Origin of the sequence: Paraburkholderia sp. SUR17 (assembly GCF_029536165.1) — a bacterium.
Lineage (GTDB): Bacteria > Pseudomonadota > Gammaproteobacteria > Burkholderiales > Burkholderiaceae > Paraburkholderia > Paraburkholderia kururiensis.
Genome location: NZ_CP120508.1, coordinates 1,212,871 through 1,225,212, shown reverse-complemented (window position 1 = coordinate 1,225,212; position 12,342 = coordinate 1,212,871). Strand labels below are relative to the sequence as shown.

Here is a 12,342-nt window from a genome sequence, read left to right as displayed (position 1 = left end):
CGGGCGCGAATACGTCCCCGAACGGCCCGCTCAATAGCCATCCGGCGAATGCACCTTACGCAACACGTCGCGCGATACTCCACTCAACACGCCGCAAATCAAACCGACACCGCATACCTACCTTCGTCCCACTTCATCATGTCCGAAGCCGCTGAAACCGCCATTTCGTCGTTCATTGCCGCCTGCGTCGAGATCGTCGGCGCGCAGCACGTGCTGACCGATGCGCACGACACCGCCCCGTACCTCACCGACTGGCGCCGCCGCTACACGGGCGCCGCCTGCGCCGTGCTGACGCCCGCCAACGCCGAAGAGGTGGCGGCGCTCGTGCGCGCCGCGGTCGAGCACCGCGTGGCGCTCGTGCCCCAGGGCGGCAATACGGGACTCGCGGGCGGCGCCACACCGGACGCAAGCGGCACGCAGGCAGTATTGAGCGTGAAGCGCCTGAACCGCATACGCGACGTCGACCCGCACAACAACACCATCACCGTCGAAGCGGGCGTCGTGCTCGCCGAAGTCCAGGCGCGCGCCCGCGAAGCGGACCGGCTCTTTCCGCTTTCGCTCGCCGCCGAAGGCAGCTGCACCATCGGCGGCAATCTGGCGACGAATGCCGGGGGCACCGGCGTGCTGCGCTACGGCAATACGCGCGAACTGTGCCTCGGCCTCGAAGTCGTGACGCCGCAAGGGGAGATCTGGAGCGGCCTGCGCGGGCTGCGCAAGGACAACACCGGCTACGATTTGCGCGACGTCTTCATTGGCGCCGAAGGCACGCTCGGCATCATCACCGCGGCCGTCATGAAGCTGCATCCGCTGCCCGCCGCGCGCGTCACGGCGCTTGCCGCGCTCGCCTCGCCGCACGCCGCGCTAGACTTTCTCGCGCTCGCCCAACGCTTCGCGGGCCCGCTTCTCACGGGCTTCGAGCTGATGTCCGATTTCTGCCTGCAACTTGTGAACCGGCATTTCCCGCAGATGCGCTATCCGTTCGAGAGCCGGCACGCACAGGTCGTGCTGCTCGAACTGTCCGACAGCGAGAGCGAAGAGCACGCGCGCGGACTCTTCGAGCGTCTGATGGAGACGGCGCTCGAAGAGGGTCTAGTGGAAGATGCGGTGGTCGCGGAAAGCCTCGCGCAGTCGCAGGCGTTCTGGCATCTGCGCGAGCACATCCCGCTCGCGCAGGCGGAAGAAGGACTCAACATCAAGCACGACATCGCGGTGCCCATTTCGCGCATCGGCACCTTCATCGCGGAAACGGACGCCGCCATCGCCGCAGCCGCGCCCGGCGCGCGCATGGTGACGTTCGGCCACCTTGGCGACGGCAATCTGCACTACAACGTGCAGGCGCCCGAAGGCGTGGATGCGAAGGCGTTCCTCGCGCAGTACCAGAGCCCGATCAACCGCGTGGTCTACGACAGCGTGCATCGCCACCATGGCAGCATCAGCGCGGAACACGGTCTCGGCCAGTTGAAGGTGGACGACGCCGCGCACTACAAGAGCGAAGTCGAAGTGCGGCTGATGCGCACGCTCAAACAGGCGCTCGATCCGCTCAACCTGATGAACCCGGGCAAGGTGGTACGCTTCAGTCCCTAGCCGCGCCCTTCCACCCCAGACCATCGCGGGCACCATGCCGCGCCCGTCCGGTGTTCGCCGGGGCACGAAGCGAAACAAGCCCAACCGTTGAAGCAACCGTCGAGGAGCTGACGTCGTGAAGATTCGTGTGCTGTCCGATCTGCATCTGGAATGCGACGAGCCGGACACCATTGCCCACGCCGAGGCCGACCTCGTGATTCTCGCGGGCGACATCCACAACCACGCGCTGGGGCTACGCTGGGCCGCTGAAACGTTCGACGCCGCGGTACCGGTGGTCTACGTACCCGGCAATCACGAGTACTACGACGGCGAATTCGGCGCACTGGAAACGGCGATGCAGGACGCCGCGCGTTCGGTGGACAACGTGCACTTCCTGAACAACACCGTGCTGGTGGACCCCGAGGGGCGCTGGCGCGTGCTCGGCACCACGTTGTGGACCGACTTCGCGCTCTTCGGTGCCGACGAGGCAACGCGCCGCGAAGCCATTGAAGCGGCGAACAAGGTGATGCTGGACTTTCGGGGACTGATTCAGGTCTCGTGGCCCGCGAACGCCAAAGCCGGCGCGGCGGCCGCCACGTCCGCGCCGCGCGACTTCACGCCCGCCGACACGCTGGCGATGCACGCCAGGGCCCGCGCGTGGCTGGAAGCCGAAATCGCGAAGCCGTTCTCAGGCAAGACGATCGTGGTGACGCACCACGCGCCGCACCGGCAAAGTCTCGCGGCCCGGTATGCGGCCGATCCGGTATCGGCGGGCTTCGTGAACGACCTGCCGTCGCTGGTGCGCGCACCCGTCTCGCTCTGGGTACACGGCCATACGCACACGGCATTCGACTACACGGTGAACGGCACACGCGTGGTGTGCAATCCGCGCGGCTATGTGGACCGGCGCACGGGCCGGCTGGAAAACCGCCACTTCGCCTGGGACAAGGTGATCGAAATCTGAGGCCAACGCCTCAATCTCCGTGCGAGACGTCTCGGCGCGAAGAAACCATGCGCCGCGCACCACCCGTCGTGACCCGCACGGTCGCGGGCCGCAGTTGAGCGCGCAGCGCCTGAAGCAGGTCGCGCGACGCCGCGAGGCCGATCAGTCCCACCATCACCGCGACGCCAATCATCAGATGCGTGTCCATACCAATCCTCTTCGTTATGCCTTGCTTCGGTCTTGCCGGTCCCGACACGTTAGCAAACGGCGCCGCGCGAAAAAGTAAGCAAGTGTTGTACGCCGCCTCCGCCGTGTAACAGCAGGTCACATATCACACGCCGAGCGGCAGTCGACACAGGGCGCGCCGCAGGCGGCATGCCCACATCAGCGGACACAAGACCGGACACACGAACCGGAGGGACATCAAGCCGAACACCAAACGCGAACAGCGCGGCTACTTGCGCGCAAAGCGCTTCAGCGCGGCCTGGTCCTCGGCCATCGTGGCCGGCAGCGTCTCGCGCAGATGCTCGACCCACGTGCGAATCTTCGCGTCGAGATACTGCCGCGATGGGTAGACTGCGTAGACGTTCATCTCCTGCGCCGTGTATTCGGGCAGGATCCAAGCCAGCTCACCGCTTTTCAACCCATTGACCGCCGAGTAGATGGGCAGCACGGCAATGCCCATGCCTTCACGCACGGCGGACGCCATGGCCTCCGCCACGTTGACCTGAAAGGGCGATGGCCCGACCTCCACGGACTCGCGTCCGTGCGGCCCGTTGAAATCCCAATGGGTGGACGGAAACACTGGTGTCACCATCTGCAAGAGAACGTGGCGCGCGAGGTCGGCGGGCACCTGCGGCACCCCGTGGCGTTCGAGGTAAGCCGGTGAGGCACACACAATGCTGAAAGCACTTCCGATACGCTGCGAAACGAAGCCGGAGTCGGCCAGTTCCGTGGCGAGCACCAGCGCCACGTCGTAGCCTTCGTCGAGCAGGTCGGGCATGCGCTGGGCCAGCGTGAGTTCCACGTGAACGTCCGGGTAGCGCTGCTGGTATTGGCTCACCGCCGGAACGACGTAATGCTGGCCGAAGCTCGTCATGGCGTGCACCTTGAGCCGGCCGGACGGGCGGGCATGCGCGTCGCCCGCTTCGGCCTCGGCTTCGTCGACGTACGCAAGGATCTGCTCGCAGCGCTGCAGATAGCGCTCGCCGGCCTCGGTAAGAGCGATGCGCCGGGTGGTGCGGTTGAGCAGCCGTGTGCGCAGATGCGCTTCGAGGTCGGAAACCGCGCGCGAGGCATAAGCTGTCGTCGTATTGAGGTGCTGCGCGGCACCCGTAAAGCTACCCGCTTCGACAACCCTGACGAATACCCGCATGTTCTGTAGTGTGTCCATCGCTCCCCTCCTCCTGACGACAGGGATTGTTGCACAAGCTGCAAGTATGATTATCTCAAGGTCCGTAATAATGCCTTGCACTCTTGCGGGTTATTCGAGAATCGGCCAAAAAATATAATGCGTCATTGCTTTTCATCACGCTTTCTATGTCGATCCAGGAGGGAATTGTGCGGTTTCCGGTGTGCAAAGGGACAGCCACCCTCACGGTTCTTACGATCTCGTTGATAATCGCCGGCTGCGCCAGTACCGGAGGCATTGCACCGCAGGCGCAGGGTCTCGACGCCACGTCGCTGGACGCGGGCGCGGCCATCCGCGCCGCCAACGCCGACGCCGCCTGGCCCGCCGCGGACTGGTGGCGCGCCTACCAGGATCCCCAGCTCGACGCATGGGTAGACGCCGCGCTCGCCGGCAACCCGACGCTGGCCGTCGCCGAGGCCCGCGTGCGCGACGCCCAAGCCATGGCCGGTGTGGCCGCAGCCGCGCTCGCCCCGCAGATCAAGGGCGATCTCTCGATGCAGCGCCAGCACTGGCCCGACAACGTCTACTACGGGCCAGGCCCGCTCGCCAACGCCGACACCTGGAACAACACGGGCACGCTCGGCCTGTCGTACCACCTCGACCTGTGGGGCCGCGACCGCAGCGCGGCCGAACGCGCGCTCGACGCCGCGCACGCCCGCGCCGCCGACGCCCGCGCGGCCCGGCTCGAACTCGAAACCAACGTGGTGCGCGCGTACGTCGAACTCTCGATGAACTACGCGCTGCTCGACATCGCGCGCGCCACGCTCGCGCAGCAGCAGAAGGTGCTGGCCTACGCAGAGCGGCGCCTGAAGGGCGGCATCGGCACCCAGCTCGAGGTGACCCAGGCGGAAACGCCGCTGCCCGAGTACGAACGGCAGATCGACGCCTTGGGCGAAGCCATCGCGCTCGGCCAGAACCAGCTCGCCGCACTCGCGGGCAAGGGGCCCGGCGCCGGTGAAACCATCATGCGGCCGAAGCTTGCGCTCACAGCGCCTGCGGGCCTGCCCTCCGCGTTGCCCGCCGACCTGATCGGCCATCGGCCCGACGTGGTCGCCGCGCGCTGGACCGTGGCCGCGCAGGCACGCGGCATCGACGTCGCGAAGGCCGACTTCTATCCGAACATCAACCTGCTGGCGTCGCTCGGCGGCTTTGCCGCAGCCGGCCCGATGCTGCAATTCCTGCACGCGGCCAACGGCGGATGGACGGCTGGCCCCGCCCTGTCGCTGCCGATCTTCGACGGCGGGCGCCTGCGCTCGCAACTGGGCGCAGCATCGGCGGGTTACGACGCCGCCGTGGACCAGTACAACCAGACGCTCGTTACCGCCCTTCGGCAGATCGCCGACGAGGTGGTGCGCATCCGCTCGCTCGCCACGCAAAAGACCTCCGCTGAGCGCTCGGTCGCGGTGGCGCAGCGCAACTACGATCTTTCCGTGGAAGGCTACCGGCGCGGCCTCACCGACTACCTCAACGTGCTCACGGCGCAGACGCAGCTATTGCGCGCGCAGGAAGGCGTGGCGCGCATCCAGGCGGCGCAGCTCACCGCACACGCATCGCTCGTCGCGGCATTGGGCGGCGGCCTCGCCGATCCGGCCGACGGTCCGCGGCAAGCCGATGCGCTGCCCGCGCACGGCCGCGACGCGAGCCTGCTGCCGCACATGCCCGCCGCGCTCGACGTGAATCGCGCACCGGCTGTCACGGTGCCGACCGCAGGCAGCGGCAGTACCGTCGGCAACGGAACCACCCCGGAAATCTCGCGCGCCACAGCACCGGCCACGCCGACTGCGTCGGCCACGCCGCGGCCCGCTCCCTGAGGACTGCCCGTGTCCGCTCCCTCCTCCTCCGCGCCGCGCGTACCGGGTGCCGCGCTCGTCCCGGCCTTCGCCGAATGGGCCCGCACGGACGGCCTCACGTGGATCTACCTGTTCAAGGCGATTGCGGCCGGTCTGCTCGCGCTCGGCATTGCGATGCGGCTCGACCTGCCGCAGCCGCGCACCGCGATGACCACCGTCTTCATCGTGATGCAGCCGCAAAGCGGCATGGTCTTCGCCAAGAGCTTCTACCGGATAGGCGGCACGCTCGTCGGCCTCGTCGTCATGCTTGCGCTGATCGGGCTCTTCGCCCAGCAGCCGGAGCTGTTCATCGCCGCGACGGCGTTGTGGGTCGGCATCTGCACGGCCGGCGCCGCGCGCAACCGCAACTTCCGCTCGTACGGTTTCGTGCTGGCCGGCTACACGGCCGCGCTGATCGGCATTCCGGCCTCGCAACATCCTGACGACGCGTTCATGTCAGCACTCACGCGCGTGGCGGAGATCGTGGTGGGCATTCTCTGCTCGGGCGCCGTCAGCGGGCTCGTGTTTCCGCAGTTCGCCGGCGAGCAGATGCGCAGCACGGTGCGCGCACGCTTTTCGGCGTTCGTCGAGTACGTGTCCGCATCGCTCGCGGGACAGGCAGACCGCGCGCAGATCGAGGCCACCAACGCGCGCTTCGTCGCGGACATCGTCGGCTTCGAGGCCACGCGCAGCGTGGCCGTGTTCGAAAGCCCGGATGCACGCATGCGCAGCGGGCGGCTCGCGCGCCTGAACAGCGAGTTCATGACGGCCTCCACGCGCTTTCACGGGCTGCATCAGCTGATGAACCGGCTGCACGACGCCGGCGCGCACGCCACCATCGAAGCACTGGAGCCGTATTTCCACGAGATCGCGCCGCTGCTCGCGAAGTCCGGCGAACCGGTGCTCACGGCGGCCGACGCCGAGCACGCCGCTGCGCAGCTCGAAGCCTATCGGGCCGCGCTGCCGCGCCGCATCCGCGCGACGCGCGCCCTGCTCGAATCCCGCGCCGACGTCCCGCTGCTCGATTTCGACACGGCTTCGGAACTGCTCTACCGCTTCCTCGACGACCTGCACGCCTACACCGCGACCTACGCCTCGCTCGCCGTGGACACGCACGCCCGCGAGCGCTGGATAGAACGCTACGAGCCGAAGACCAACCTGATCGCGGCCGGCGTCGCAGGACTGCGCGCGGCGTTCGTGATGGCCGCGCTCGGCGCCTTCTGGATCGCGACCGCGTGGCCGAGCGGCACGACGCTCGTGCTCAACGCGGCGGCCGTCTGCGCGCTCGCGTCGTCGTCGCCGTATCCCGCGCGCATGGCGTTCCAGATGGCGCTCGGCACGATGCTCTCGTCGCTCGTCGGCATGATCATGACGTTCGGCGTGTATCCGCACATCGACGGCTTTCCGCTCTTGTGCGCCGTGCTCACGCCGTGCCTCGCGTTCGGCGTGTTTCTCACCACGCGGCCGAAATACGCGGGCATCGGCGCGGGCTATTGCATCTTCTTCTGCTTTCTCGCCGGCCCCGACAACCTGATCCACTACGAGCCGGTGAGCTTCATGAACGATGCGCTCGCGCTCGTGCTTTCGATGCTCGTCTCCGCCATCGCGTTCGCCGTGCTGCTGCCGCCTTCCACGCCGTGGCTGCGCAACCGGCTCTTCGCCGATCTGCGCGACGAGGTGGCGCTCGCCTGCCGCGGGCGACTCACGCGGCTGCGCTCACGCTTCGAAAGCCGCGCCCGCGACCTGATGTTCCAGATCAACGCGCTCGCTCAGGACGAGCCCGAGGTGAAGCGCGACACGCTGCGCTGGCTCTTCGCGGTGCTCGAAGTGGGCAACGCGATGATCGACCTGCGCAACGAAATCGGTACGCTGCCGCACGACCCGCGCTACGAGGCGAGCATGCCGTGGCGCGTGGCGATCCGCCGGCTGGGCGACCCGCTGGTGGCGCTGTTTCAGGCGCCCAACGGGCGCCGGCTCGACACCGCGCTCGCGGCGACCGCAGACGCCATCGCCGCCACGCAGCAGGCGCTCGTCACGTTCTCGCCGCCGCGCGAGGAACGCCACAAGCTGCAGCGCATCCTGAGCTACCTGCATTTCGTGCGCAGCGCGCTGCTCGATCCGCAATCGCCGCTCGAAGCGGCCGTTGCGCCGGGCCGCCGCCATGAAGGAGACCGCCATGCCCCGTGAAATCGCTTTCCTCGATGCCTACATGCCGGCCATCGTGCCGATCTTCATTCTGGGCGCCGTGCTGACGTGGGTGCTCGACCGGCTGCTCGCGCGCACGGGCCTGTATCGCGCGGTGTGGCATCCGTCGCTCTTCCGGGCAAGCCTGCTCGTGTGCGTGTGCACGACGCTGGGGCTCTTCGTTTACGGCTGAACACCGGACGCACGTTCCACCGCACACACCCATTCGCTGAATACGCTGACAAGAGTCGAAACATGACCCTCAGAAACATCATCGGCTTCGTCGTGACGGCCGTCATTTTCATCGTCGCGATACTGATCGGCCGCACCTTGTGGATCTACTACATGGACGAGCCCTGGACCCGCGACGGCCGCGTGCGCGCCGAAGTCGTGAACATCGCGCCCGACGTCTCGGGCGCCGTGGTCGAGCTGCCCGTGCGCGACAACCAGGTCGTGAAAAAGGGCGACCTGCTGATGCAGATCGACCCCTCGCACTACCAGATCGCCGTGGAACAGGCGCAGGCAACGGTCGCGGCACGCAAGGCCGATCTGCAGATGCGCCTCGACGACGCGAAGCGGCGCGCCGACATGGACAGCCAGGTGGTGTCGGCGGAAAACCGCGAGAACGCCTCGCATGCGGCAAGCGCGGCCCAGGCGCAGTACCAGGAAGCGCTCGCGCAGCTCGACGCGGCCAAACTCAACCTCGCGCGCACGCGCGTGATCTCGCCCGTGGATGGCTACGTGACGAACCTCAACGTGTTCCGCGGCGACTACGCGATCGCCGGCACCGCGCGGCTCGCGGTGGTGGACAGCCACTCGTTCTGGGTCTACGGCTACTTCGAGGAAACCAAGCTGCCGCGCGTGAAGGTGGGCAACAAGGCGGAGATTCGCCTGATGAGCGGTCCGGTGCTCAAGGGCCACGTGGAGAGCATCTCGCGCGGCATCTACGACCGCGACAATCCGCAAAGCCGCGAACTGCTCGCCGACGTGAACCCGACGTTCAACTGGGTGCGCCTCGCGCAGCGCGTGCCGGTGCGCATCCATATCGACGAGGTGCCGGAAGGCGTGGTGCTGGCCGCGGGCATCACCTGCACCGTGGTGGTGGAGCCGGCGAACGTGCGCAAGGGTCTCTGAGCCCGGCAACGGAGCCTCGCGACTGAGCCTCGCAACTGAGCCCGCCAACTGAGTCCGCCAACTGAGCGGGACAAACGCGCTTCGTCACTGAACGAAGCTGCCGGGCAACGTAACCGGGCGAGGCAACCGGGTAGGCCAATCGCACGACACATCTCCAGCCTCCCCCGCGACACGCGCGCGCATCATGGTCTACCCGCGTTGCCGCCGGCGGGGGCGCTGCACTATCCTGCCCCGGACGAATCCATCACACGGAATCCACCACACGGGGCAAGCGACGGACGGCAGCCGGCGGGGCCGCGCAAGACACGCGCAGCGACCCGCGCGGCGCGTGCGCCGCTGGCCACGGGCTCTCGCCGGAGGGACGCCGCCATGCCGCGCTACGCCGAATTTCATCGTCAGTCGATTGCCGATCCCGAAGCCTTCTGGCGCAACGAGGCCCGGCGAATCCACTGGGAAACGCCCTTCGACACCGTGCTCGACCGCTCGCGCCCGCCCTTCGCGCGCTGGTTCTGCGGCGGCCGCACGAACCTCTGCCACAACGCCGTGGACCGGCACCTGGCCGACCGCGCCCAGCAGAACGCGCTGATCTACGTCTCGACCGAAACCGGCATCGAGCGCCGCTACACCTACGCGGAACTGCACGCCGAGGTGAACCGCATGGCCGCCGTAATGCGCTCGCTCGGCGTGGCGCGCGGCGAACGCGTCCTGATCTATCTGCCGATGATTCCCGAAGCGCTTTTCGCGATGCTCGCCTGCGCGCGCATCGGCGCGATTCATTCGGTGGTGTTCGGCGGCTTCGCGGCCCCCAACCTGGCGGCGCGCATCGACGACGCCAAGCCCGTGCTCATCGTCACGGCCGACGCGGGGGCGCGCGCCGGCAAGGTGATCGACTACACGCCGCTCGTGGACGAAGCGCTCGCGCGCGCGACGCACCACCCCGCGAAGGTGCTGCTGATCGACCGGCAACTCGCACCGGAGCGGCTTGCCGCGAGCTACCTGGTCGACTACGAGCCGCTGCGCGAGCAGTATTTCGACGCCCACGTGCCCTGCGAGTGGCTCGAATCGAACGAGCCTTCCTACGTGCTCTACACCTCGGGCACCACCGGGCGACCCAAGGGCGTGCAGCGCGACGTGGGCGGCTATGCGGTGGCGCTGGCGGCGTCGATGGAATACATCTTCGAAGGCCGCGTGGGCGACGTGATGTTCACCGCGTCGGACATCGGCTGGGTGGTGGGCCACAGCTACATCATCTACGCGCCGCTCATTGCCGGCATGACCACCGTGATGTACGAAGGCACGCCCATCCGCCCGGACGGCGGCATCTGGTGGCGGCTCGTCGAGCAATACCGCATCAACCTCATGTTCACGGCGCCCACGGCGATCCGCGTGCTCAAGAAGCAGGACCCGGCGCTGCTCACCGCCGCGGACGTCTCGAGCCTGCGCACGTTGTTCCTTGCGGGCGAGCCGCTCGACGAGCCCACCGCGACGTGGATTTCGGGCGCGCTCGGCAAGCCTGTGGTGGACAACTACTGGCAGACCGAAACCGGCTGGCCGATGCTTGCCATCCAGCGCGGCGTGGAAGCGCTGCCGCCGAAGCTCGGCTCGCCCGGCGTGCCTGTGTACGGCTACAACGTCACGCTGCGCGACGAGCACACGGGCGAGCCGTGCGGCCCCGGCGAGAAGGGCGTCATCACGCTCGGCTGGCCGCTGCCGCCCGGCTGCATGCAGACCGTATGGGGCGACGACGCGCGCTTCGTGAAAACCTACTGGGAAAGCGTGCCCGGCGAGCAGGTCTACTCGACCTTCGACTGGGGCGTACAGGACGAGGACGGTTACGTCACGATCCTCGGCCGCACCGACGACGTGATCAACGTGGCCGGCCATCGCCTGGGCACGCGCGAGATCGAGGAAGCGCTGTCGAGCCACGCGGCCGTGGCCGAGGTCGCGGTGGTGGGCGTGAGCGATGCGCTGAAGGGCCAGGCCGCGCGCGCGTTCGTGGTGGTGCGCGACCCGGGGCGCTATGCCGACGAAACCGCGCGGCTCACGCTGGAAGCGGAACTGGCTGCAACGGTGGACCGCCAGCTCGGCGCCATCGCGCGGCCCGCACGCGTGCATCTGGTATCGATGCTGCCGAAAACGCGCTCGGGCAAGCTCCTGCGCCGCGCGATTGCGGCGCTCGCCGAAGGCCGCGACCCGGGCGACCTGCCCACCATCGAAGACGCCATGGCGCTGCACGAAGTGCGCGCGGCGCTGGACGAGGACAAGGGGCGGTAGGCTTTTGGTGTGTTGCGGCGGCGCGTGGGTGATGAAGCGCGCGGCCGCAACGGTTGAGCGAGTCAGCTTCGGAAACGGGCTAGACGTCGGATGACAAACAAGGCGGCGCTCGGCATGGCGTCCGCGCTAAACGGCCTGGGTTAAGCAGCCCGCGCTAAACAGCCTGCGCTAAACAGCCAGCTCCCCAGCCCGCGCTTCCAGAAAGCGCCGCAGAATGCCGGTCGAATACGTGCCCGCGATCTCCGTGAGAAACGAGGCAAACGACGTGGGCGCGTGGTCGTCGGCGGTATCGGACACCGTGCGCACGATCGCGCACGGCACCTCGTATTCGTGACACACCTGGGCGATCGCGGCGCCTTCCATCTCTACGGCGAGCGCGTCGGGCAGCGCGGCGCGCAGCGCTTGCACCGCACTGGCGCTCGCGACGAACTGATCCCCGCTGATCACGAGCCCGCGATGCACTTGCGGCAGCGCCGTGCCGAAGTGGGCCGCCAGCGCCGCGCCCTCTTCCGCCACGAAACGCTCGCACGCCGCGGCGAGCTGCGCGGCGAGACGCAGGTCGGCGGCAAAGCGGGCCATGCCGAGCAGCGGCACTTCGAAACGCGGAAAAAGCGGCGAGGCGTCCAGATCGTGCTGCAGCAGCGTCTCGCCCACCACGATGTCACCGATGCGCACGTGCGGCCCCACGCCGCCCGCCACGCCCGTGAAGACCACGGCGTCGACGTCGAATGCGTGGATCAGCGCGCTCGTGGTGGCCGCCGCGGCCACCTTGCCCACGCGCGCAAGCGTGACGACACACGGCGCGCCGTGCACGGTGCCGACGTGATAGTCGCGACGCCCGTGCGTGACGGTCTTCACGCCGGACTCGGCGCGCATGGTGGCGATCAGGTCGCCGAGTTCTTCGGGCAGCGCGGCAAGCACGCCGAGGGGACGCGGAAAAACGTGGGTGGTCTGGTTCATTTTCTTGATGTCAGGTGTGGGCGGCTTCGACGCGAACGGATGCG

At 68.0% G+C, this 12,342-nt stretch carries 10 protein-coding genes; 7 read left to right on the top strand and 3 right to left on the bottom strand.

The window, feature by feature from the left end:
* Positions 1 to 138 precede the first annotated feature (138 nt).
* Positions 139 to 1,584 carry an FAD-binding oxidoreductase gene (locus tag P2869_RS05445; protein ID WP_277597682.1) on the top strand — a complete coding sequence of 482 codons (1,446 nt, stop codon included), beginning with the start codon at positions 139 to 141 and terminating at the stop codon, positions 1,582 to 1,584.
* Positions 1,585 to 1,699: 115 nt separating this feature from the next.
* Positions 1,700 to 2,527, top strand: coding sequence for a metallophosphoesterase (locus P2869_RS05440; RefSeq protein ID WP_277597681.1), 828 nt, complete (start codon positions 1,700 to 1,702; stop codon positions 2,525 to 2,527).
* Positions 2,528 to 2,537: 10 nt separating this feature from the next.
* On the opposite strand, the gene P2869_RS05435 is transcribed toward P2869_RS05440, so the two are convergent.
* Together P2869_RS05435 and P2869_RS05430 are read right to left on the bottom strand one after the other, a co-directional pair.
* Complete coding sequence (locus P2869_RS05435; protein WP_017777754.1) at positions 2,538 to 2,714, bottom strand: hypothetical protein; 177 nt, start codon at positions 2,712 to 2,714, stop codon at positions 2,538 to 2,540.
* Between the two features lie 246 nt (positions 2,715 to 2,960).
* On the bottom strand, positions 2,961 to 3,899 hold the full coding sequence (locus tag P2869_RS05430) for a LysR family transcriptional regulator (RefSeq protein WP_017777753.1): 939 nt from the start codon (positions 3,897 to 3,899) through the stop codon (positions 2,961 to 2,963).
* 167 nt (positions 3,900 to 4,066) lie between these two features.
* Between P2869_RS05430 and P2869_RS05425 the strand changes: the two genes are divergently transcribed.
* From P2869_RS05425 to P2869_RS05405, 5 genes are all read left to right on the top strand, one after another.
* Positions 4,067 to 5,728, top strand: a complete 1,662-nt coding sequence (locus P2869_RS05425; protein WP_277597680.1) for an efflux transporter outer membrane subunit — start codon at positions 4,067 to 4,069, stop codon at positions 5,726 to 5,728.
* 9 nt (positions 5,729 to 5,737) lie between these two features.
* Positions 5,738 to 7,933: an FUSC family protein gene (locus P2869_RS05420; RefSeq protein ID WP_277597679.1), complete on the top strand. Its 2,196-nt coding sequence runs from the start codon at positions 5,738 to 5,740 to the stop codon at positions 7,931 to 7,933.
* Positions 7,923 to 8,123, top strand: coding sequence for a DUF1656 domain-containing protein (locus P2869_RS05415; RefSeq protein WP_126878869.1), 201 nt, complete (start codon positions 7,923 to 7,925; stop codon positions 8,121 to 8,123). Before P2869_RS05420 ends, P2869_RS05415 begins: the two co-directional genes overlap by 11 nt.
* A gap of 62 nt (positions 8,124 to 8,185) precedes the next feature.
* Entirely contained in the window at positions 8,186 to 9,064 is an 879-nt protein-coding gene (locus P2869_RS05410) for an HlyD family secretion protein (protein WP_017777749.1), read from the top strand.
* 369 nt (positions 9,065 to 9,433) lie between these two features.
* Entirely contained in the window at positions 9,434 to 11,338 is a 1,905-nt protein-coding gene (locus P2869_RS05405) for a propionate--CoA ligase (protein WP_277597678.1), read from the top strand.
* 168 nt (positions 11,339 to 11,506) lie between these two features.
* Here P2869_RS05405 and P2869_RS05400 read toward each other — a convergent pair whose 3' ends face one another.
* Positions 11,507 to 12,298 carry a 5'-methylthioadenosine/adenosylhomocysteine nucleosidase gene (locus tag P2869_RS05400; protein WP_199544115.1) on the bottom strand — a complete coding sequence of 264 codons (792 nt, stop codon included), beginning with the start codon at positions 12,296 to 12,298 and terminating at the stop codon, positions 11,507 to 11,509.
* Between the last annotated feature and the right edge of the window lie 44 nt (positions 12,299 to 12,342).

Excerpts from the sequence above, each read along its gene's own strand:
- P2869_RS05435 (WP_017777754.1), bottom strand. The coding sequence starts at position 2,714 with ATGGACACGCATCTGATGATTGGCGTCGCGGTGATGGTGGGACTGATC.
- P2869_RS05415 (WP_126878869.1), top strand. The coding sequence starts at position 7,923 with ATGCCCCGTGAAATCGCTTTCCTCGATGCCTACATGCCGGCCATCGTG.
- P2869_RS05405 (WP_277597678.1), top strand. The coding sequence starts at position 9,434 with ATGCCGCGCTACGCCGAATTTCATCGTCAGTCGATTGCCGATCCCGAA.
- P2869_RS05400 (WP_199544115.1), bottom strand. The coding sequence starts at position 12,298 with ATGAACCAGACCACCCACGTTTTTCCGCGTCCCCTCGGCGTGCTTGCC.
- P2869_RS05430 (WP_017777753.1), bottom strand. The coding sequence starts at position 3,899 with ATGGACACACTACAGAACATGCGGGTATTCGTCAGGGTTGTCGAAGCG.
- P2869_RS05445 (WP_277597682.1), top strand. The coding sequence starts at position 139 with ATGTCCGAAGCCGCTGAAACCGCCATTTCGTCGTTCATTGCCGCCTGC.
- P2869_RS05410 (WP_017777749.1), top strand. The coding sequence starts at position 8,186 with ATGACCCTCAGAAACATCATCGGCTTCGTCGTGACGGCCGTCATTTTC.